The organism is Pseudomonas sp. D4-21, assembly GCF_051132125.1.
In the GTDB taxonomy this organism is placed as follows: domain Bacteria; phylum Pseudomonadota; class Gammaproteobacteria; order Pseudomonadales; family Pseudomonadaceae; genus Aquipseudomonas.
Map to the genome: position 1 here is coordinate 4375952 of NZ_CP071664.1, position 21415 is coordinate 4397366.

General features: G+C 58.6%; 27 protein-coding genes. 6 read left to right on the plus strand and 21 right to left on the minus strand.

The annotated features are described in order from the left end of the window. Positions 1 to 99 precede the first annotated feature (99 nt). Complete coding sequence (locus tag J3Q04_RS19565; protein ID WP_434611525.1) at positions 100 to 846, plus strand: lipopolysaccharide biosynthesis protein; 747 nt, start codon at positions 100 to 102, stop codon at positions 844 to 846. A gap of 23 nt (positions 847 to 869) precedes the next feature. Here J3Q04_RS19565 and J3Q04_RS19570 read toward each other — a convergent pair whose 3' ends face one another. The 20 genes from J3Q04_RS19570 to J3Q04_RS19665 all read right to left on the minus strand — a co-directional run bounded on the left by J3Q04_RS19570 (position 870) and on the right by J3Q04_RS19665 (position 14470). Next, positions 870 to 1886, minus strand: coding sequence for a phage late control D family protein (locus J3Q04_RS19570; protein WP_434609878.1), 1017 nt, complete (start codon positions 1884 to 1886; stop codon positions 870 to 872). Between the two features lie 9 nt (positions 1887 to 1895). Next, positions 1896 to 2108, minus strand: a complete 213-nt coding sequence (locus J3Q04_RS19575; RefSeq protein ID WP_420764276.1) for a tail protein X — start codon at positions 2106 to 2108, stop codon at positions 1896 to 1898. Further along, the gene (locus tag J3Q04_RS19580; RefSeq protein WP_420764275.1) at positions 2101 to 2484 is read right to left on the minus strand and encodes a phage tail protein; all 384 of its coding nucleotides are present in this window, start codon (positions 2482 to 2484) and stop codon (positions 2101 to 2103) included. The genes J3Q04_RS19575 and J3Q04_RS19580 overlap by 8 nt, the downstream gene beginning before the upstream one ends. Then, positions 2484 to 4394: a phage tail tape measure protein gene (locus tag J3Q04_RS19585; protein ID WP_434609875.1), complete on the minus strand. Its 1911-nt coding sequence runs from the start codon at positions 4392 to 4394 to the stop codon at positions 2484 to 2486. The genes J3Q04_RS19580 and J3Q04_RS19585 overlap by 1 nt, the downstream gene beginning before the upstream one ends. Before the next feature lie 257 nt (positions 4395 to 4651). Continuing rightward, a complete protein-coding gene (locus tag J3Q04_RS19590) occupies positions 4652 to 5218 on the minus strand; it encodes a phage tail assembly protein (RefSeq protein WP_434609873.1) in 567 nt (188 codons plus the stop codon). A 149-nt stretch (positions 5219 to 5367) separates the two neighbouring features. Further along, entirely contained in the window at positions 5368 to 5874 is a 507-nt protein-coding gene (locus J3Q04_RS19595) for a phage major tail tube protein (RefSeq protein WP_420764272.1), read from the minus strand. Beyond that, positions 5874 to 7040, minus strand: coding sequence for a phage tail protein (locus J3Q04_RS19600; protein WP_434609871.1), 1167 nt, complete (start codon positions 7038 to 7040; stop codon positions 5874 to 5876). The genes J3Q04_RS19595 and J3Q04_RS19600 overlap by 1 nt, the downstream gene beginning before the upstream one ends. A 2-nt stretch (positions 7041 to 7042) precedes the next feature. Next, the gene (locus J3Q04_RS19605; RefSeq protein ID WP_434609869.1) at positions 7043 to 7270 is read right to left on the minus strand and encodes a hypothetical protein; all 228 of its coding nucleotides are present in this window, start codon (positions 7268 to 7270) and stop codon (positions 7043 to 7045) included. An 86-nt stretch (positions 7271 to 7356) separates the two neighbouring features. Then, a complete protein-coding gene (locus J3Q04_RS19610; protein WP_434609867.1) occupies positions 7357 to 7614 on the minus strand; it encodes a tail fiber assembly protein in 258 nt (85 codons plus the stop codon). A 9-nt stretch (positions 7615 to 7623) separates the two neighbouring features. Next, complete coding sequence (locus J3Q04_RS19615; protein ID WP_434609865.1) at positions 7624 to 8244, minus strand: hypothetical protein; 621 nt, start codon at positions 8242 to 8244, stop codon at positions 7624 to 7626. 24 nt (positions 8245 to 8268) lie between these two features. Further along, positions 8269 to 8799 carry a hypothetical protein gene (locus J3Q04_RS19620; RefSeq protein ID WP_434609863.1) on the minus strand — a complete coding sequence of 177 codons (531 nt, stop codon included), beginning with the start codon at positions 8797 to 8799 and terminating at the stop codon, positions 8269 to 8271. After that, positions 8796 to 9440, minus strand: coding sequence for a phage tail protein I (locus J3Q04_RS19625; protein WP_434609861.1), 645 nt, complete (start codon positions 9438 to 9440; stop codon positions 8796 to 8798). Before J3Q04_RS19625 ends, J3Q04_RS19620 begins: the two co-directional genes overlap by 4 nt. Further along, positions 9437 to 10432 (minus strand): baseplate J/gp47 family protein, encoded by a 996-nt coding sequence (locus J3Q04_RS19630; RefSeq protein ID WP_434609859.1) that lies wholly within the window; start codon positions 10430 to 10432, stop codon positions 9437 to 9439. The genes J3Q04_RS19625 and J3Q04_RS19630 overlap by 4 nt, the downstream gene beginning before the upstream one ends. Then, positions 10429 to 10761, minus strand: a complete 333-nt coding sequence (locus tag J3Q04_RS19635) for a phage baseplate protein (protein WP_420764265.1) — start codon at positions 10759 to 10761, stop codon at positions 10429 to 10431. The genes J3Q04_RS19630 and J3Q04_RS19635 overlap by 4 nt, the downstream gene beginning before the upstream one ends. An 11-nt stretch (positions 10762 to 10772) precedes the next feature. Further along, the gene (locus tag J3Q04_RS19640; protein WP_434609857.1) at positions 10773 to 11384 is read right to left on the minus strand and encodes a phage baseplate assembly protein V; all 612 of its coding nucleotides are present in this window, start codon (positions 11382 to 11384) and stop codon (positions 10773 to 10775) included. Positions 11385 to 11387: 3 nt separating this feature from the next. Continuing rightward, complete coding sequence (locus J3Q04_RS19645; protein ID WP_420764263.1) at positions 11388 to 11900, minus strand: hypothetical protein; 513 nt, start codon at positions 11898 to 11900, stop codon at positions 11388 to 11390. Positions 11901 to 11945: 45 nt separating this feature from the next. After that, on the minus strand, positions 11946 to 12296 hold the full coding sequence (locus J3Q04_RS19650; RefSeq protein WP_420764262.1) for a phage holin family protein: 351 nt from the start codon (positions 12294 to 12296) through the stop codon (positions 11946 to 11948). 131 nt (positions 12297 to 12427) lie between these two features. Next, positions 12428 to 13072, minus strand: coding sequence for a hypothetical protein (locus J3Q04_RS19655; RefSeq protein WP_434609855.1), 645 nt, complete (start codon positions 13070 to 13072; stop codon positions 12428 to 12430). Between the two features lie 19 nt (positions 13073 to 13091). Beyond that, a complete protein-coding gene (locus tag J3Q04_RS19660; RefSeq protein ID WP_434611523.1) occupies positions 13092 to 13274 on the minus strand; it encodes a Com family DNA-binding transcriptional regulator in 183 nt (60 codons plus the stop codon). A 461-nt stretch (positions 13275 to 13735) separates the two neighbouring features. Continuing rightward, complete coding sequence (locus J3Q04_RS19665) at positions 13736 to 14470, minus strand: LexA family transcriptional regulator (RefSeq protein ID WP_420764450.1); 735 nt, start codon at positions 14468 to 14470, stop codon at positions 13736 to 13738. Positions 14471 to 15014: 544 nt separating this feature from the next. On the opposite strand from J3Q04_RS19665, the gene J3Q04_RS19670 reads away from it, so the two are divergent. From J3Q04_RS19670 to fdxA, 5 genes are all read left to right on the plus strand, one after another. Then, complete coding sequence (locus tag J3Q04_RS19670) at positions 15015 to 15368, plus strand: DUF6124 family protein (protein WP_434609853.1); 354 nt, start codon at positions 15015 to 15017, stop codon at positions 15366 to 15368. Between the two features lie 250 nt (positions 15369 to 15618). After that, the gene (locus tag J3Q04_RS19675) at positions 15619 to 16377 is read left to right on the plus strand and encodes a zeta toxin family protein (RefSeq protein ID WP_434609851.1); all 759 of its coding nucleotides are present in this window, start codon (positions 15619 to 15621) and stop codon (positions 16375 to 16377) included. Then, complete coding sequence (locus tag J3Q04_RS19680; RefSeq protein ID WP_186611217.1) at positions 16374 to 16541, plus strand: hypothetical protein; 168 nt, start codon at positions 16374 to 16376, stop codon at positions 16539 to 16541. Before J3Q04_RS19675 ends, J3Q04_RS19680 begins: the two co-directional genes overlap by 4 nt. Positions 16542 to 16799: 258 nt before the next feature. Further along, the gene (mutS, locus tag J3Q04_RS19685) at positions 16800 to 19367 is read left to right on the plus strand and encodes a DNA mismatch repair protein MutS (protein ID WP_434609848.1); all 2568 of its coding nucleotides are present in this window, start codon (positions 16800 to 16802) and stop codon (positions 19365 to 19367) included. Positions 19368 to 19511: 144 nt separating this feature from the next. Continuing rightward, positions 19512 to 19835, plus strand: a complete 324-nt coding sequence (fdxA, locus tag J3Q04_RS19690) for a ferredoxin FdxA (protein ID WP_065886008.1) — start codon at positions 19512 to 19514, stop codon at positions 19833 to 19835. Between the two features lie 490 nt (positions 19836 to 20325). Here the strand turns inward: fdxA and rpoS are convergent, their stop codons facing one another. Beyond that, positions 20326 to 21333, minus strand: coding sequence for an RNA polymerase sigma factor RpoS (gene rpoS / locus J3Q04_RS19695; protein ID WP_420764258.1), 1008 nt, complete (start codon positions 21331 to 21333; stop codon positions 20326 to 20328). Between the last annotated feature and the right edge of the window lie 82 nt (positions 21334 to 21415).

Genomic DNA, 21415 nt, shown 5'->3' on the forward strand with positions numbered 1-21415 from the left:
CAACAACGATCATTGACTAACGGAATGGAATGAATGAGCAGGCGAAGTAGTTTTGAGAAATCGCTCATTACGGAGTCATCGTTTACATCGTTTGAAAACATGAGCTTTAGCGAATGTAGGAATGTAAAAAGTGGACCGGTTTTCATCATCGCCTCGGGCAACTCAGCGAAGGGCTTTCCGCTGGAGGAGTTTTCAGCCGTACCCATGATTACCATGAACGGCGCTATATCCATGTTCAGCCAAGCGCATACAAAACCCTTTTTTTATATCTGCTCCGATACCCACTTCCCGCTCCAGCAGCCCGATCTTTTTGCAACCGCTATGCGGCTCAGTGAGAACGTTGCCTTATGGGAGGACCAGTTCGACATCGTCCAAGCTAAGCCAAGCGGGCGAGCCTTCGGCTTGAAAAAAGCTCCCAGGGCCTCGATCTGCTCCACGTTATTCAACCCGCAGAAGTCTCTCGTCAGGTACAGATCTCTTTTTAGCAAGCGAAGCAAAGACATCGGCTTCAGCAAAAATATGACCCTCGGTTGCTTCGATGCCAGGACGGTGATGTATTTGGCCTTACAGGTTGCCTACCATCTGGGCTTCAATAGGGTTTTCCTTGTAGGTTTCGACTTGGACCAAGCGGCCGGCCGATTCTATGAAACGGTCGAAAGCAAACGCTCGCCCTGCGGGTTGGATCAGCATTACAAGACTCGCATCCTGCCTTCTCTAAAACTGATGTCCAAGCAGATCATTGATGATGATTTTCAGGTGTATAACTTGTCCGCGACCTCAAGGGTGCCGGCAGATATCATCAAAAAAATCAGTCTCGACGACGCACGGCGAATGCTACGTAACTGAATGATGGCCCCTCCAAGCCCCGGTCACGCTCTTGCATCCAGGCAAGTCGCCTCAACGCTGCAGCGGTAGCTTTTCTCCCGGCTACCGCTGGCGGTGACCTTGTCGATCGACCAGCGACCGCGCATGAAATCCGGCCAGGAAGGATCGAGCAGCACGATGCCCTCGGCGGACAGCCCCGGGTTACCCGGGCATTCGATCGTCACCTTGAGGGCCTCGCGCAGCATCCGGCGCACCTCGCCTTCGCCGGCGGCGCGGGCCTCTTCTGCGCTCTGGAAGCGCTGGCGCAGGGTCTTGAACGGCGCGATGCCGCTCTCCTCGACCCGCAGCTTGCCCGCCGCCGCATCCCACCAAAAGGTCTTGCAACCCTCGTACTTCGCCCGCGCGGTTTCATCCAGCTTGGCCGAAATGAAAGCGTGGTCGCCCGGGCGATTGTTCGTCGTCACCGACAGCCTTATCTCGGGCAGGACCTTGCCCGACAACGACTTCGCCTGACCGCGCCGGGCCAGCACATACAACTCGTTGACTGGTTTGGCCACAGCGTCATAACGATGGGCCAGGCGGGTCAGCAAGCCCATGTCGGTTTCGTTGGTTTGGTCAATGTGCTCGATTTTAATCAGCGAAAGCTCCGGCGCCACACGGGGCGAGAACCCGTGCCTGGACGTCAGCTCCCGAAACAACGCCCCCAGGGTCGTCGGGCCATGGCTGATGGATCGGCGCTGCTTGAAGCCCGTCTGGTCAGCCGCGCTGAACGGCGCCGCCATGGCCACCAGAACGAGTTGCAGAGGAAACAACAACGGCGTGCGCCGAGTGATGACAAACTCGCCTTTGTCCACCAGCCCCGATTCAAGATAACCGACCCGCAGGCCGATTTTCCCGCCCAGGCTTGGCAACCCTTCGAGTCCGTCCAGGCTGATGGTGAGCGTCAATTGATCGGACTCGATCCCCGCCGCGTCGACGTGGCTCCAACCGAGCAGGCGTTCGTTGAGCAGCGCGGCGTTCGCACCATAAATTTCCACCGCAGGCGTGAAACCCAATGACATGTCGCCTCCTTAATCCCAGGCCGAGACCGGAGGGATCGCCACGGGCTTGAGATCCACTTCCGGCAGGACAATCCATACGCCCGCCGGCAATACCGGGCCCCATTGCGCCAACCCCGGATTGAGCAGCCAGAGCGCCTCCTCAACGAGGTCGTCACAGCGCTCAAGCTCGCGGTACAGCAACAGATTCACCGAATCACCGGCGATACTTCGAACCCTACGCATTGGCGAACTCCGTCAAATCAATCACCCAACCGACCACCATCGCCGTGCCATCGTCGATGACCTCGGTCTGGGTCTCCGACACCTTGTTGATCTGCCACAGCCCCCAGTTTCGACCGATGCCATCGACCAATGGCAAAGGGATGCGCAAGGCTTGCAGCGCTCGCAATTCATCGAGGCGATCCATGGCGGTCGCGTACATCGATTTGCCGGTGATCGTCAGCCCTTGCAAGCCTTGCCCGACCTGACTGGACCTTGGTTTGCTGGTGAGGATGTCGATGTTTTTCCAGCCACCGTCCGAGGTGCGAACCAGCGAGTGATAAGCGAAGTTGCGGGAGAGGCCGAAAATGAAATTGCCCAACGCCATTTGTTGACGCATCACGTACCTCCGTCCGTCAGGGCCGCGTCACTGCGCATGGCGAGTGAGTTGGGCATGAGTTGGAATTGGCTGCTGATTTGTTGCACCACCAGGTTCGCCAATTGGGCGGCACTGGCCTGATCCTGGCCGTTGATGTAGATGTTTGCGGTCAGGGTGTTTTGCTGGGTGGTTGCCTGGGTGCCGGCCAGGTCTTTGCTGACCTGCTCTGGGACGGCGAGCCTGTCGGCGGGCGTGGCGAGTTTGTCACCCAGCCAGGACCCCGCCTCCCTGCCCATCCAGCTTCCCGTCAGGCCGCCAACAAGCGCGCCGATCGCTCCACCGAGGACGGTGCCGATGCCCGGACCGAAAAAGGTGCCAATCGCAGCGCCTGCCGACGCGCCCGCCCAGCCGCCGCCAGCGGCCCCCAGGCCCTCTCCGATCATTCCGCCGTCCCCATTGATCGCGCCCTCGACGACCTCAGCGGCGGCACCCAAAACCATCGCTTTGGGCATTATACGAGTCACCGTACGCAATGAACTGGTCACGCCTTGCAGGGAGCGGCCGGCGCTCACGCCACCCTCGGCCTTCGCAGCGCTCGTCGGCTCCAAAATTCGCTTGGCCGCTCGACTGCCCAATTCATCCGTGAGGGCCTTTAGCAACGCCCCCACCAGCGGCTTGATCGCCGCGCCGACCAGCACAATGGCGGCGGCGGCTTTAGGTGAGGTTTCGGCCAACTCGCTCATGTCATCGTTCAACGACCCGAGCCATTGCAGCGAGCTGTCCACAACGGGTGTCACGGCATTGCCAGCGGCCGCCGACAAACGCTCATTGCTGGCGTTGAAGACGTTCCACCGACCTTGCTGGGTGTTCGACAACGCCAACGCATCCTGCCGCACCGAGCCCTTGTCACCCAATAGCGACGTGGCGTAGTGGGCCGGGTCTTCCACCTGCCAGAACGCTGCGTTCACATCGTCAAGCTTCTGCGCCATGCGTAGCACCGCTTGGTCGCCCACGCCAAACAGCGAAGCGGCGAGGTTCGGGCGCTGGTCCACAGGCTGCGCATTCAAGGCCGCCAATACCGACATCACCGTACCGGGCGCTGCGTCTTTGGCACGCAGCCCATTCGCCACTTCCTCAGGGTCAAGCCGCAACTGCTTCCAGGCTGCCTGCTCGGTCGCGGAGGCTTGATTGCCCTTGCCCAAAGCCTTCGCGAAGCTATCCAGCGCGGCGCCGGCTTCAGCTTGTTGCGAACCGGTGTTGAGCAACGCCGCCGTCAACGCTGCGGCTTGCGCTGGTTGCAAACCCGCCGAGGTCGCGGCCGCACCGTCACGCTGCAACACGGTACCGATCTCACTGGCTTTCGCACCGCCGGGGAGCTTGCCGAGGTGGTTGGTTGCATCCGCCAGGTCAAACGCTTTTTCAGCGCTGAGTTTCATGGCGGTGCGCCAGCCGAGCAGCATCTCGGCGGCTTCCATGGCCGGCATCTTGAATGTGGATGCCGTCACCCCTGCATCACTGGCAAAGCGCAACAGTGCCAATTGCCGGTCCGAGGCATTGGGCAGATCGCTGCTGATTCCCGCCCTGGCCGCCAGGCTTCCCATCCTCACGACATCAACCGCCGTGGTCCCGCCGGCCGCCACCAATGGCGCGCTGGCGATGCGCTGGGTGGGCTCAGCCATCTCGGCAATCTGGCGAGGGCCGAATTGGGTGGCCAGCTTTAGATCGGCAATGGCTGAATCCATCGCTATCGCGGGTTTCAGCAGTTCTGGTGGCTCAATACCGCCGGCCGGCTGACCCTTCGGTTCCTTGGCTGTCTCGCCCTTGGCGCCGGTTCCCATTGCCTGGGAAAACAATCGCTGCGCCGAAAGCTTGACGGTCAGCGACTCGATTGCCGTGGTCAGTCGGCCGAGCTTGAGCCCAAGGTTTTCCATCGCGAGGCTCAGTCCTGGCAGCCGATCCCCAGCGGAGATGATCACACTACTCGCAGGGTTCGTATTTGAGGCCGCCGACCCACTCTCAGTGAAGGCTGCGTATCTGAGCGAATATCTATCGTCCGCCATCCCGCTCTACTCCTGTTTCACGCCAAGGCGAGTGATCGCGATGTCGTATCGGCGCAAGGCCTTGCCGGCGTCCCACTCCAGGATTTCCGCTTCACTTACCGAGTAAATGAGCGGCACCACATCGAGGATCACTTCGATGTCGCGCTCCGAAAGAAGTCCGCCGGTTTGTTTAAAAAATCGTCGATGCGCACCTGAAGTTGCGTCCAGTCAGGCACAGTCAGCGAGGCCAGATCGGGCAGCATCAGGCCGGTGCAATGGGCCGTGATGAACTCGGCGCGTTCCTTAGCCGTCTTCAGTTTCTTCATCGCCTTGGTGGCCCGCAGAACCGGCATTTCCAGGGTTAATGAGGTCAGGCTGCGGCCCGCGACGTCGAGTGGTTGCAGCAGCGGCATCTGGTCAGGATCGGCCTGTGGGTCATCCAGAAAATACGACGCCGGGCGCGTGGACATTTCGTGCACGTACTGGGCAATGCTCACGTAATCCGGACGCTTGAGCTGATCGAGCTCCTTGCCCGACAGGCCGGTGGCCAATTTGGCCAATTCGAAGAATTGCTCGTCTTCGTCATCGCCGGCACGGGCCAAGGCGTCTTTTTGCGCGGCGTAGTACAGCGGCCTGAGTTGCAGTTGCTCGAGCTGCGAACCGTCGTCATCGGTGATCGGCGATAACAGCTCAAGGGTTGGAGGCATCCAGGACATAAAATCAATTCCTTGAAAAATCGGGGATCCCCTGTGGGAGCGAGCTTGCTCGCGATGGCGACGTTCATTCAATATCAAGGTGTCTGACACTCCGCTATCGCGAGCAAGCTCGCTCCCACAGGGATTGCATCTAGCCGGCTGGCAACTGCTTAAGGCAGCAACACCGCACGACGCGCATCGCCAAGAATGTCGACGCCGTTGAGCACGAACTTCTGGGTGCGCACGTCGATGTCGATCACTGGGATGCCGTTTTCCAGGCGGCTGTAGGTGCGGCAGGACAGCTCCAGGGTGGTGGTGGGCGTCTCGTTCATTTTCAGGGCGGCTTCGTCGAGGGATTTCAACTTGCCGCCCACAGTGTGGTAGGTGAACCAGGTATTGCCGTCCTGATCCTGGCCCGCCTCGCGCACGTTCAGCAGGATGTCGTCTCCGACGCTCACGCCCAGCGCCAGCATGATTTCCGGGCCGACACCTTGCAGCACCAGTTTGGCTGTCAGCGCTTTGCCGCTCTTGGCCATTTCCTCGCCGATGAAGCGTCCGCCGCGCATTTCTTCCATTTCGAATTCAATTTTCGGCGGCGTGAATTCTTCCACGGTCGCCGACAACGGCAGGCCCTGCAGGGTGGCCGCAATGGCCTGTCTTACGCGGTTGGTAAACATTAGAGAACGTCCTCCAGAAACTGCTCGATGATTTCATCGCGGGCATTGAGTTGATAAATCATGTGTTCATTCGGCGCATAGCGGCCGTAGTCGATGACTACGTACCAGGTGCCGTTCTTGTACTTCTCGACGCTGTTCAGTTCCGGGTGCAGGTACACGCTGCCGCCAGGAATGGTTTCGTCGGCCACCAGGGTTTGCAGCCAGTCGTTGATGCGCTTGACCTCCTGGTCCATGAACGACTTGGTCAGGTTCTTGGCCATGGCTTTCTGGCCGGCCTTCACCAGCTTGCGGCTGATGGCGTCTTCCAAGCCGACGTAGCTGATGAACTTGCCGGTGATGGAACGGTTGCCCAGCAAAGAGAAGCCGCCGAGGATGGTGCGGGCGTAGTAGCTGACGCCGTAGCGGTTGAGCAGATCGCCTTCGGTGGAGGTGTCGAGGATGTTGTATTCGACGGTGCGGGAAACGTCCTCGGCGAAAGTCACCTGATTGCCCGGACTCTCCCACTGCTTGACCTTGGCAAGTGCGGCGATGGCCAGGCTCGACGGGGCCAGGAAGACGTTTTTCTTCGCCGCCTTGGAGTACACCGCCGGCATGTTGTGCACCACCAGGCAACGGTCGAAACCGAGGTCGGCGCCGCCCAACTCCTGGCTGTAGGTCACTTGATCAGCGACCGAGGCGTCCTTGCCATCCAGCACCACACGGGCCTTGATGCGCTTGCCGAACGAAGCGAACTCGCCGGCCACGGCCTTGGTGCCGGTGAAGCCCGGCGCGCCGATGATCGTCAGGTCTTCGGCCACGCCACTCAACGCGGCCAGGCCCAACTTGCGCCCGGTCTGCGCCTCGATGCCGCCGACTACATTGTTCTGCGTGTCGGCCAGTGTCGCGCCCTCTTCGACGATGACCACATACACCGGCACCTTGACCACTTTGAGGATCTGGTACACCGCGTGGAACAACGTCCCGGCCTCGGCACCGCTCGGGTCGAGCTGGGCTTGGGTGGTAAAACTGTTGATGCGAAACGGAGTATTTTTCGGAATCAGCGGGTTGGCATTCGGCGCGGTGCCGACCAGCCCGATGACGTTGTCCCCCAGGCCACCCATGGCCTCGGGAGATTCGGTGGCATTGACGGTGATGCCGTTGTGCTCGAAGTTCAAAACCTCAGCCATGGTTATTCAGCCTTTTTGGTGGTGGCCTTTTTGGCCGGGGTGGTTGTGGTGGCTTGCGTGTCAGAAGCCGGCTCCTGCGAATTCAGGACGCTGGTCAGTTCGAGGCGACCGGCACTGCGCAACGCGCTGGCCTGAACATCCAACAAATCCAACGTCTGGCCGACGCTCGACCAGTGCCCACCGCCGGTAGGAAATGGCAGCAGCACGGTGTATTGCTTACGAACGGGCATCTACGGTCTCTCCAGATGCGAAAAACACAAAAGCCCCATGGCGGGGCTTAGTGCAGGCGAAAAAAAACCGCTCTCGCGGTCGTGGATTACTTGATGAAATCTGGCAGCACGGGCCAGAGCAGGCTGGACGGCTCCACATCCGTTTCGGGGATGTCTCGCAAGGCCTGGCGATAAGCCTTGATATCGGCGAGCTGGGTTTCTGTTGCGGGGAAGTCTGGTAATTGGGTGAAATCCGTGTCTCGCAACAGTTGATTACGACGCGTGCGAATGGCAGCCCATTCGATTTCAGGCGACGGTACGGCAAGTGGAATTTCGGGTATGTCATTGTTGGACAGATCAGACATGTTCGTTCCTTAGCTGAAAATAACGGTTTCGGCCAGCGACAATCTGGTGACCAAATCCCCAAGATTGAACAACCGACCATTGCCCACGCGCATGGTGTCAATGCGCACGGTGGTGTAATAAATGTTTGGAATCAGAATTCGCATGACGATATTGCCGTTAGTATCGACATAGATAGAAGGGGTCATGTTTCCAAAAGTCGAAGCGTTTTGCAGAACCCGAGTGGGCTGATAGCAATACCCCACCAACGTTTCGTCGATTATTTTTGCTGTGCCGTAGCTGTAACCCTTGATGTTGAACCAGAACATCTCCGAGTGAACATTGATGTTCAATGGCACTTTGAAATGCATATAGACATTCGCGCTGGCACCCAGGTTCGTCGATACAAAATCACCTTGAGCCGTGGCGCCATAGACACCACCAGTCCCATAGACATGTCCCTGCAGCACATTGCGACGAATCGTACCGAGCGCGCTTGGATCCCCTTCTACATCCTTCTGACTTCGCCACTCGTTGAACTGCGTCAGCGCCGTGGCCATGGTCGTGTTGATACTGCCGATTTTCCCATTGACCACCGAGGTCAAATTGTTGGCCGCTGATACCAGCGACGCGATAGTGGTTTCCAGACTCACATTCAGATTCCTTGTGCTATTTGATTATTTGGCTTCGAGCGCCATTACCCGGAGCATCAGGCCAACGTGCCGCGCCATGTTGTCGATATTAGCGGTAGCCAACGTGGCGATTTCTTCACTCAATAGAATGTTCAGGTTGTCGGACCCGACCACCACCGTGACGCTTTGCGCCGGCAATGGTGAAATATCCAGCGTGAACTTTTGCAAGACTCGCGCTGCAGCGGCTTTGTAGGTCAGCAGCTTCCCAGCCACCGAATACACCGCCAACAACGTGCCCGTGGAAAGATAAAAACCGAACTCGCCAATCTCATATTCATCCGCCCCCTCAAACAAAGCGGCCATTCGCAACTGCCCTGTATCCAGGCCTTCGTAATCCACGATTGGCACACGCTGTCGCTCATTGCGAAGCGCCGTTTCCGATCCGTTGGGATCGTAGCGGGCGGTGCCAGCTCCAATGTGAGTGATCTCACCTTTCAAGCCTTGGTTCTTTGCCTGCAGCACTTCGGCCAGGCCGGCGGAAGTGAAACGAACCAAGCGCGTAATGTCTTCTGTCATGGCTGCGCCCTGAGGTCGTAATCGTTAATGGTGTAGGGTTGGAAAAAGCTGGTGCTGATAAGTCGTGCATCAAGATCAAGTGCTGGCAGCGCCCCCCACAGAAACAGCTCTGCTTCGCTCAATGCTCCATGGGGAGCTGACGCGAGCGCCAGACTGCCCCTCGTTTGATGTACAAGCGTGATAGTGGCCTGGTCGCGCTCGCTCTTGGCGGCATTGATGCGCCGTATCAAGCGATTGTGGTCGCCGCTGGACCAGCTCTGGCCGATGATCGCTTGCACATCAAAGGTGTAGGGATGTGTAGGAGGTTGCTGCTCATACCAGGCGACAACATGGGGTATAAACCCCATGGACTCGACGGCATGACTCAGGGCTCGACGCGTACCAGCCTGACGCTGGATCTGCCAGGACAACGAAACGGTCAAGCGCTTTTCCAGGTCGTCGGCTCCTGTGTCCCATTCACTGACCCCACGATCCGCCCCCAAATACGGCAGGAACGCCAAAGGCGTGGCCGCCGGGTTCATCAACTCGGGAAACGGCGGATCGATGCGCTCCAGCAATTGGGCAAACCCAAGATCCAGCGCCCGCTCCAGCGGTGAACTGTTGACCGGCAGCAGGCTCGGTCGAGATGTGTCGTCGCTCATAACGTATCCACCTCGACCTCGACGCCCGTGCAGTACGGCGCCTGGAAAGCCGTCGTCACGATCGGCGCAAGCGGTTCGAGAATCTGCAGTTGAACCGCGCCGGCGCTGTGCAGCGTGTAGTCAATCCAGCTCGGGTCCACCCGACCTTCCAGGCGATGGCAGGCCTCGGCGTATTCCTGCAGTTGCCGCTGTGCAGCAACCTGGGTCAGGCCCGAGTCAGGGCCGGGATTGATCTTCGCCACGACGCGGATCTTGTAGTTCTTGATCTGCGCGGGTTGGACGATGACCCGGTCCGTTTCCGGTCGTACATCCGGTCGGGCGAAGTGCTCGCGAACGCCGTCGAGCAACGCTTCGGATGGCGTTCCATCGCCGTCTCGGGACAGCACCGTGACCGTGACTTCGCCGGGCGCGGTGCGGCGTCCGTTGCCGTCCTTGACCTGGGCGGCGTAGCTGTCCGGGTCGAAGGTGTACGTGACCGTCACCACACCCGCCGAAGCGCTTTCAACCTTCACGACGGGGCGTTGCCCCAGGGTGAAAATTTCCCGTCGATATTGCATGCGCGAGCCAGCCGCCGGGGCATGGGGCGCCAGGTAGTAGCGCAGCCGCGCATCGTCATCGCTCTCGTAGACCGGGGGAACGGGCGGGAATGCCGCCGGATCGCCCGGGTCGAGCAACTGGCGTTCAAGACCCATGTCCGCGAGGCGAGCATCGAGGTTGGTGCCGGTGGCCCACCATGCCAGCATCTGCTTGATGCGGGCGTTGTATTTGCGTTCGTGGGTTTGCAGCCGGACACAGAACGCCTCGAGGGCCAGGGTCAGCAGTTCGCTTTCGTTTTCGAGGCTGTCCACCAGTTTTGCGGCGCTTGCGGGAGAGCGTGCCGCGACATACTCCACCACGAAGGTCTTGAATTCTGCGAGCAGATCCTCGAATGCCTCGACGGTGACGATGGCCGGTTCGGCCAGTTGGTTCTGGCCGGGTATCAACATGCTCATGCCACCACCTCGAAAGTCTGTTTGCGGTTTCTCCAGGTGCCGGCGAAACGCAGCAGCAATCCCGCACCGTGCCGGCTGGCAACGATGACCTGCGGCTCGAAATCATCGATACCGTTGTGCGGGTTGTAGAACGCTTGGGCCGCATGGCTCTGGGCGAGGATCAGCAGGTCGTCACCAAGGTTCTGCCCCAGCAACTGCGTGAGTGCGCAGCCATACAACGGACGCTTCTGACGAGTGCCCAACGGCGTGGTCAAGGCACGGGTAGCGCGCTGCACGAACTGCAGCCAGTCGTCGACCGTGGCGCCGGTATTTCGATCGATTCCAATCATGGGGAAATCTCTTATGCGGTACTGATGACGCGTCCCTGGTGATCCACCACCGGACCGCTCAGGTGCACACCCGACGCGTCGAGGCGAATGCCAACAGCGCCCAGTTGCAACTCGATGGTTTGCGGCGTCATCACCAAACTGGATGGGCCAATGTTCAACCGGAGGGATTCGCGGGAACCGCTGAATGCCGCCGGACCGTTGTTCCAATGCAGGACATGGCTGGCGTGGTCGTAGCCGTTTTCCGCGCCGTCCTGATAGAGGCGACGCGTCAGCGAAGCCTGGGTCGAGACGGGCGGAAACTGACCACCGTTAAGGCCGAACAGCGCCACCGCTTGGCCACCGCCGTCGCCGCCGCCATGGTTGAGCAACAGGCACTGCTCGCCCACGGACGGAATCCGCGACTCGCTCTGGGCACCGGCGCTCGGGTTGAAGAAGCGGATCGCCGGTGTCAGCAGCCCGCCATGGCTGACCTTGCAGGTATTGGTGGCGGCATCGACTTCCTGACACACACCGATGCGACAGAAACTTTCCGCACGCCGATGCAGGTCTTCGAGCTCGGTTTCCATCTGCGCCAGACGCTCGATGATCGGCCCCAGATGCATCCGCAACAGCGCATCAAACATGGTTCAACCCTCGAGTGCTGTGTATTGATCTGGGTCGTCGATGCTCGAGACTTCCCAGGTTCGCGCGAATTTCGGAATGCCCAACGGGTCATCCAGCAGCGTTGGCCCCAGGTACAGGGCCTGGCTGAAAGAAAGGGTCCAGGCGGTGTATTGCCGCGCCGGATGGATGAATGTAGACGGGAGGCCATCGAGCTCCGTCGGCAGGTCGCATTGATCACCGGACAGCCCCCAGCGGTTATCCATGACCAATTGCTTCAGCTCTGCGGCCAAATCGCAGGCGTCCCATCCCGGAACGGCCATGACCACCTGCAAAGACACCGTCAGCACATGGGCGATACGCCCGTCGTTGGCGCGAAGGCCGGACGCATCGCGCTCAATGGCGATCAGCACCCAAGGTTGGTCGTCGGTGCCGTCGAATTCTTGGGGGCTGCCGATCTTCAAGGCGGGATAAGTGGCGCGCAGCGTCTGGGCAATGGCGAAGAACAGCTGCGACGGTTTTTCGAGGACGGCAGGCATCGAGGCCTCCTTTTTTACGGCGGCACGAAGAACGCCAGTGAGGGATCAATGTGGATCGGAACGGGAATCACGCGGCGGCAGTTCACTCACGCCCATCCGTTTGGCGGCCCAGCGTTCGTAAAGCCCTATGGCCACGTCCGCCCCGGCCATTGCGGTAAGGCAACCGAAGGCACCAGCGGCCCAGATCGACAGGCCCATGGCGTACAACAGCATGATCGCCGAGACGCCACAGACCATGCAGGCACCGGAACGCAGCGCCAGGCGCCGCAGCAGCGACCAGCCACGGGCGCCTTCCTTATCGGCACGCCACATCTCGCCAGTCACCCCGCCCACCAGGGCGAGCACGATGACCAGCCAGATCGGCATGTCCAGCAACGCTTGTTGCTCGTTTGTCATGTCTCGTTTCCTGGGGTGATTAAGATTGGGCGGGGAAGTTGTTTGAAGTGGAATGAGATGTGGATCGGTGCAACCCATTAAGTTGCTAGAAACGGGGTTCAAACATTTGTCGGGTTATTTGAAAGCTGACATCACTTTGTAATCAGCATGTCCACACTGGTCGCATCGCAAGAGTTGTTAGCCTTTCTATCGATGGCCAGATAAAGCGAAGACGCCGGCGTGACGGCGACGTTGTTCAACATGAACGTGGTACTGCCTCCGTTTGCCAGGCTCCCGGACTGAAGCACCGTGTCGCCCAGGTTGAGCGACCAGCCGACACCGTCCCCGCAAGCGTTATGCAGGTCATTGACCCGGCCCAGTACGTTGATATTGCCGGTGACGGGACTGGCCCAGCGGAAGATGCTCTGGCTGTTGGTACCGGGATGCGTGGCGACATCGCCCTGCTTGAACACGAAGCTGGTGCCCGAGCCGGTGAAGGTGAAGCTTTCATTTGGAATGGAGATCCAAGCGCCCGTCACATCGTCGCGCCAGCATGTCGTTGGCTTGCCACTACAGACCCCGGCCTGAAATGTCGGAAAGAGCGTGTAGTTGGCCGAGGCATTCACGCCCGATTTGTTTTGCATGAACGACCACGGCGAACCGGCCGGTGCGGCTTCGGTCATCAGGTACATGTCCCGGGCCAGGTTCCACGACAGGGCCGTATCAGCCCAACTGTTCAGGGATACGAAGGACGACAAAAACACAGTTGTTAGTAGGGCTTTTTTGAGCAGTTTCATTTTTCTTACCTCGATGATGTCATTGAGTACGGCGTGCAGGGTCTATTCCGCACACTGTTCGCTCGACGGCGTTCACTCGAAGCTCAACGGCCTTCACATGATTCAACGTCCCGCATCGGGAACACTTGATCTGGAGTTCGGTGTTCTCGCCCATCCGGGCCAGAAGTTTTTTACAGTGACCGCATCTGAAATCCTTCAGCATCGAAAGCCCTCCCATTGGCGGCGGTTTGAAGTGCCTCGCGGCAGAGGCATTCCAAAAAGCCCGGTTACCCAGGCTTTTCAGTAATGCGCTTGATCTTTCGGCGCGACTGGCGCGGTACGGATCCATTCAAATTGTTTTTCCGGCCGCGGTCCCTGCCCGCCGGATAACTGCTTCTGGTGCTTTACGCTGCACACCCGGGCCAGTTGCCAACCCTCTGAACCGTTAAGGCCGGTTCATCGCTGCCTGTGGGTAGAACTAAAGAGCTTTGTTGCCAGCCGCTTTGTCGAGCGGCTTGGACACAGAATATGCATGGATGCATATACAGTCAATGCGTAAATGCATTTATTTATGCATGACAAATGCATCAACGCATGAAGCCCGCAGAAACACTGAGGGTTGCCAGTTTTCAGGAGGCGAAAAAAAACCCGCGCGGCGGCGGGTTTTATCTGACAGCGGAGGGGTTAACGGGCGTACATGCCCCACCAGAAGACGTGACCGAGGATGACGATCTGCTCGTCCTGCATTTCCTGGAACGTGTAGTCCTCATCCGGATGTTCATCGCGGTTGAAGCTGCGCAGACGAATGCCAGTGGGCAAGCGGTATAGCTGTTTCACCCGCAGTTGGCCGTTGTGGTTGATGGCGTAGAGGTCACCGTCGACAATGTCGCCGATCCCGCATTTGCCCGCGTTCACCCCAACCGTGGCGCCGTCACGCAGCACCGGCAACATGCTGTTGCCGCGTACCGTCACACACTTGGCCTGGTCGAACTGCACGCCGTTGTGGCGCAGGCTGCGCTTGCCGAAGCGCAGGCTGGAGCGCTCGCTTTCCTCGATGACGAATCTTCCTGATCCAGCAGCCAATTCAACCTCACGCAGAAAAGGAACGGACACCTCGTCTTCCTCGACGGGTGTGTCATCGTCCCACAGGCTTATGTCCTTGAGTTCGGAATGCGGCTCGTCGCGGCGGGCATTGCCGGCGGGCACAACGTCCGCGCGCCCGCGCAACTGGTCGGTGCTCACGGCAAAATATTCGGCGATCTTCGAGATGTGTTTATCCGAAGGGTCGACGATCTTGCCGCTGAGGATCCGCGAGAGGGTGGACTGAGGCACGCCGGTACGCCGGTGAAGCTCCGTGGGGGAGATCCCGTGCTGATCGAGCAATACTCTTAATACAGTAGAAACGTTGCGTTTTTGCATAACGCGCATAATGCTTGTTCTTTTGGCGGAAGACAAATGCTGATTTGCATAAATATGCAATTCCAGCGTCGCGCATTTCTTGTGGCGAGGGAGCTTGCTCCCGCTTGAGTGCGAAGCGCTCACAAGAAGGGTCTGCTGCGCAGCCCAGCGGGAGCAAGCTCCCTCGCCACGGAATTCGTCCTACAAGCCCTTGGGAAAAGGCTTCAAAGGCGTCCTTCAAATGTGCGACCCAAGGCTACGTTTCCTTGCGCCTCTGCCTACAACTACGCCAGAATCCGCCGGCTTGTGCGCCTTGGGGGCCACCGGTACTTTTGATCCTGTCACTGCCCATCAGTGATCGGGTTTAGTAGCCCGGTATTTCCAAGATGTACATCGCTCCATCCAGTCAGGTATTCCCATTCCTGTATTCGATGGTAGCTGTGCGCAGGGCGCCCTCGGGTGCGCCGGTTTCTTGGATCCCCGGTCTACTAACCTGCGTACAGCTGCCACCCACTTCGTTTAGTAGCGAATCGGTGATGGCTCCCACTTCGAGGATCCAAGCATCATGAGCAAGAACACTCCAAATCCCCCAGACGATCACATCTCCCGCACCCAATCGGCCAACGCCAAGAAACTCGACGACGCGGCCACCCGCGCCCTGAACTACTACCTCAAGCCGAAAACCGACAAAGAAACCTCAGAATCACTCGATACGCTCTATGTCATAGCTCCCAACATCGACGCCGAATGCCTGCTCGCCAACCTCAGCGAAACCCTGGCCTCGGCCAACGCCATGGTCAGCGACCTGGCATTCGACCTGAAGGGCTCGCGGCGGAATATCCTGCTGGGGGTTCAACAGATGATCGAGCTGAGCCAGTTGCTGGCGAACCGGGCGTTGGATGTGGTTGAGGTGAGGTAAACAGGTCCCATTAAGCAGAAACATAAATGGCCGTATGTATAGCCATAGTGTTCACTTAAGAAAACGAAGAGCTTGTTGGGGGAGTTCGCTCCGCTGGGCTTGGGAGCCCTCCTTTTTTGTGTGCACTCCGCACTCAAGCAGAAGCAGGCTCCCTCGCCACCGCTTCACCGATTTCCATCATGGACAGCACTGGACACCAATAGGTCGCTTGAGTCCGGCAAACACAGGAATATTAAAAAGGATTAGATTAATGACGGAGGATGCCAACACTCGCAATCAGGAAGTGGCTTTAGCAGATCGAACCGTTTATGAAGACGCATTGCGCTTCGCTCGATCCAATAAAAAAGCAATCGCAAAACGACTTACAGATAAGGAGCTTTATCCACCAGAAGAAGCGCCGGTATCAGTTTTCATGGCGGGTTCCCCTGGCGCAGGTAAAACCGAGGCCTCAATAGCTTTGGTGAATCTCTTTGCGGATACCGCCATTCTACGGATAGATGCTGATGAGCTGCGAAGTGAGTTTCCAGCTTATACGGGAACAAATTCGTGGCTTTTTCAGGGTGGGGTTTCGATTCTGGTCGACAAAATCCTCGATTTCGCATTGGATCAAAGGCAATCGTTTATCCTTGACGGGACGTTTTCCAACATAGATGTTGCAAGACAGAACGTCGACCGCTCATTGAAAAAAGGCCGATTCATACAAATTTTGTATGTCTATCAATCACCTGTGCTTGCCTGGGGGTTTGTCAACGCTCGTGAGGCGGCCGAGGGTAGGAGGATTCACAAAGAGCATTTCATCCAGCAATACTTCGCAGCACGTGACGTCGTGAACGCGCTTAAGCTAGAGTATCAAGGTGATGTCCATGTAGATCTGTTGCTCAAACATATCGACAATTCGGGACGACTTTACAAGGCTGGTGTCGATAAGATTGACTACCATATCCCTGAGCAACACACGCGGGCGGACCTAGAGGCCATGCTCGGAGCACCATCAGGAGGGCACCTATGATTTCGATCAAGCTTGGCTTGTCCAAAGGAACCAAGAGCACCTTCGCCGATTTTATTCGTAACGCGAAATCGGACCAAAAGAAGCGTGTTTATAGCGAGGTTTTGACGGAGGCTACCAAGCAGCAAAACCTAGTCATGATGCAGGCCGAGGCGAAACGAGCCTGATGTCAAGACTGGAACGAAGCCCGACCATGTGTCGGGCTTTTTGTTGCCTGGTTTCATACCTCAGGCATATTTCCGCGCCGCATCTAGAAGCGATATCGGAAGGAAGAAGCCCAGCTTCACCAACATCGAAGCACTCATCCCTGGGTAGCACCAGACCGCCCATGTTAACCTTGCGCCCATCGCGGAAAAGCCGGGCCGATGCCCCTCCTTTTGCCTACACCTTTCAACGAGCTTTGCCTGACCCCAATGAATACAGCCGTGAACGACCTGTCCTCCCACACGCCGATGATGCAGCAGTACTGGCGCCTGAAGAACCAGCATCCCGATCAGCTGATGTTCTACCGCATGGGCGACTTCTACGAGATCTTCTACGAAGATGCGAAGAAAGCCGCCAAGCTGCTGGACATCACCCTGACGGCGCGTGGGCAATCGGCGGGCATGGCGATTCCGATGTGTGGGATTCCTTACCACGCAGCGGAAGGTTATCTGGCGAAGCTGGTCAAACTCGGCGAGTCCGTGGTGATTTGCGAGCAAGTCGGCGACCCGGCCACCAGCAAAGGGCCGGTGGAACGCCAGGTCGTGCGGATCATCACGCCGGGCACGGTCAGTGACGAAGCCTTGCTGGACGAGCGTCGGGACAACCTGATTGCTGCAGTCCTGGGCGACGAGCGCCTGTTCGGTCTGGCGGTGCTGGACATCACCAGCGGCAATTTCTCGGTGCTGGAAATCAAGGGCTGGGAAAATCTGTTGGCGGAGCTGGAGCGGGTCAACCCGGTGGAGCTGTTGATTCCCGACGACTGGCCCAAAGACCTGCCGGCGGAAAAACGCCGTGGCGTACGTCGTCGGGCACCGTGGGACTTCGAGCGCGATTCGGCGTTGAAAAGTCTTTGCCAACAGTTCGCCACGCAAGACCTCAAGGGCTTTGGTTGCGAAAACCTGACCCTGGCCATCGGCGCTGCCGGTTGCCTGCTGGCCTACGCCAAGGAAACCCAGCGCACCGCCCTACCCCACTTGCGCAGCCTGCGTCACGAACGCCTGGATGACACCGTGGTGCTGGACGGCGCGAGTCGACGCAACCTGGAGCTGGACACCAACCTGGCCGGCGGACGCGACAACACCTTGCAGTCGGTGGTCGATCGCTGCCAGACCGCCATGGGCAGCCGCCTGTTGACCCGCTGGTTGAACCGTCCGCTGCGGGACCTGACGGTACTGACAGCGCGCCAGTCTTCCATTACTTGCCTGCTGGACCGTTATCGCTTCGAGCAGTTGCAACCGCAGCTCAAGGAAATCGGCGACATCGAGCGGATCCTCGCCCGTATCGGCCTGCGCAACGCCCGTCCCCGTGACTTGGCGCGCCTGCGCGACGCCCTCGGCGCGCTGCCGGAACTGCAAGTGGCGATGACCGACCTCGAAGCACCGCACCTGCAACAACTGGCGCGCATCACCAGCACCTACCCGGAACTGGCCGCGCTGTTGGAAAAAGCAATTATCGACAATCCGCCGGCGGTGATCCGTGACGGTGGCGTGCTGAAAACCGGCTACGACGCCGAGCTCGACGAACTGCAATCGCTGAGCGAGAACGCCGGCCAGTTCCTGATCGACCTCGAAGCCCGGGAAAAAGCCCGTACGGGCCTCGCCAACCTCAAGGTCGGCTACAACCGCATCCACGGCTACTTCATCGAACTGCCGAGCAAGCAGGCCGAGCAAGCCCCGGCCGATTACATTCGCCGCCAGACCCTCAAGGGCGCCGAGCGTTTCATCACTCCGGAGCTCAAGGCGTTCGAAGACAAGGCGCTGTCGGCCAAGAGCCGCGCCCTCGCCCGGGAAAAAATGCTCTACGAAGCCCTGCTCGAAGACTTGATCAGCCAGCTCCCGCCGCTGCAGGACACCGCCGCCGCCCTGGCTGAACTGGACGTGTTGAGCAACCTGGCCGAACGCGCGTTGAACCTGGACCTGAACTGCCCGCGCTTCGTCAGCGAACCGTGCATGCGCATCAGCCAGGGTCGTCACCCGGTGGTCGAGCAAGTACTGACCACGCCGTTCGTGGCCAACGACCTGAGCCTGGACGACAATACCCGCATGTTGGTGATCACCGGCCCGAACATGGGCGGTAAGTCCACCTACATGCGCCAGACGGCGTTGATCGTGCTGCTGGCCCACATCGGCAGCTTCGTGCCGGCGGCCAGCTGCGAACTTTCCCTGGTGGACCGCATCTTCACCCGGATCGGCTCCAGCGATGACCTGGCGGGTGGGCGTTCGACGTTCATGGTGGAAATGAGCGAAACCGCTAACATCCTGCACAACGCCACCGAACGCAGCCTGGTGCTGATGGACGAAGTCGGCCGGGGCACCAGCACCTTCGACGGCCTGTCCCTGGCCTGGGCTGCCGCTGAACGCCTGGCTCAACTGCGCGCCTACACGCTGTTCGCCACGCACTACTTCGAATTGACCGTACTGCCGGAAAGCCAACCGCTGGTAGCAAACGTCCACCTCAACGCCACCGAGCACAACGAACGCATCGTCTTCCTGCATCACGTGTTGCCCGGCCCAGCCAGCCAGAGCTACGGGTTGGCGGTGGCGCAGCTAGCCGGCGTGCCGAGCGATGTCATCACCCGCGCCCGCGAGCACCTGAGCCGCCTGGAAACCACCAGCCTGCCCCACGAAGTACCCCGCCCGACCAAAGGCAAACCGGCCGCGCCGCAGCAAAGCGACCTGTTCGCCAGCCTGCCCCATCCGGTGCTGGATGAACTGGCCAAGGTTGACCTGGACGACCTGACGCCACGCCGTGCACTCGAATTGCTTTATACATTGAAGACACGGATCTAACGCACAGGCTTTCAAGCTGTTAGAATCTCGCGCGGTTTGGGATGCTGCTGCCTATTAGCCTGGGTTTGCAGACTATCGCTCCCGAACCCCGCGACCCCTACCGTGAAGGGGCTTCGCCGCAGCCGCCTGAGGAGAGAATTAGAAATGACCTTCGTCGTCACCGACAACTGCATCAAGTGCAAGTACACCGACTGCGTAGAAGTGTGTCCGGTGGACTGCTTTTACGAAGGCCCGAATTTCCTGGTCATTCACCCGGACGAGTGCATCGACTGCGCCCTGTGTGAACCGGAATGCCCGGCGAATGCCATTTTCTCGGAAGACGAAGTGCCAGCTGGCATGGAGAACTTCATCGAGCTGAACGCTGAATTGGCGGACATCTGGCCGAACATCACCGAAAGGAAAGACGCCTTGCCGGACGCTGAAGAGTGGGATGGCAAGCCAGGCAAGATCGCAGACCTCGAGCGCTGATCTTTCCCGCGTCACCAAAGGCCCCTTGCGGGCCTTTTTGCTGGTTGAAAACAAAATCGCAGGCAAAAAAAAGGGGCGGTTTGACCCGCCCACATTTTTTCCCTAATCCCTTTAATCCTATTCATCGTCCTGATGAATCGCATCCTGCGATATCCTTTCCTTCCCATCATCCTTGACAGGTGTGTCTGTCCGTCGACACAGGACTGATATTAGTGTTTTCCCATTTCTGTGCAATGGCCCGCAGGCGTCTTCCTGCCCTCTGTAACAGTCCGTTCACAGAAACTTATCTTGTTTAAAAACAACTAGTTAACTATTTTTCACCGCATTCGTTAGTCATCTGTCCCATTGAAGGAAAACCGAACGCTTACGTAACAGTAGGCAAAGGCTTACAAACTGAAACTACAAAATGGGTAGGACTGGAAAATCAAATGGCCCAGAAACGCAAAAGCCCCGAACCAGTCGGGGCTTTCTCTGCTGCGCTTGGTGAGTGTTATTGAAACAACGATTCGCTCGACAGGCCATTTTTCTCCAGGATCTCCCGGAGGCGCTTGAGGCCTTCGACCTGGATCTGCCTCACCCGCTCCCGAGTCAAACCAATCTCCAGGCCGACATCTTCCAGCGTGCTGCTTTCATGGCCGCGCAAGCCGAAGCGGCGAATCACCACTTCCCGTTGCTTGTCCGTAAGCTCCGAGAGCCACTGGTCGATGCTCTGGGACAAATCGTCATCCTGGAGCAACTCGCATGGATCGGTGGGACGGTCATCGGTCAGGGTATCGAGCAGCGTCTTGTCAGAGTCCGGCCCCAGGGAAACGTCCACCGACGAAACCCGCTCATTGAGCCCAAGCATGCGCTTGACCTCACCCACAGGTTTTTCCAGCAGGTTGGCGATTTCTTCAGGTGAAGGTTCGTGGTCCAGCTTTTGGGTCAGTTCACGGGCAGCCCGCAGATAGACATTCAACTCCTTGACCACATGGATCGGCAGCCGAATGGTCCGGGTCTGGTTCATGATCGCCCGTTCGATGGTCTGGCGGATCCACCAGGTCGCGTAGGTCGAGAAACGGAAGCCGCGCTCGGGGTCGAATTTCTCGACAGCGCGAATCAGCCCCAGGTTTCCCTCTTCGATCAGGTCCAGCAGCGAAAGCCCACGATTGACATAACGTCGGGCGATTTTCACCACCAGGCGCAGGTTGCTTTCAATCATGCGTTTTCGACCGGCCGGGTCGCCACGTTGCGACAGGCGCGCAAAATGAACTTCTTCCTCGGGGGAGAGCAGCGGCGAGAAACCGATTTCGTTGAGGTACAGCTGAGTGGCGTCCAGCGCCCGGGTGTAGTCAATGTACTTATGTTGTTTAAGTGAAGCGGAGTGTTTGGATTTGGCACGAACGGAAGGTGGAGTCGCCCCTTCATCATTCGACATCGAATCCATAGCGATGCCGGTCTCCATAAGGAGAACCTCATCGTCGATGTCAAACTCCGGCACTTCTTTACTGAGAGCCATTGTTATAGTCCTTTGGTGAGTTCGACCTCAAGCTCGAGCGACGCCTTTATCCTTGGCAACGCTGGAGCCTGTTCCCTCTACG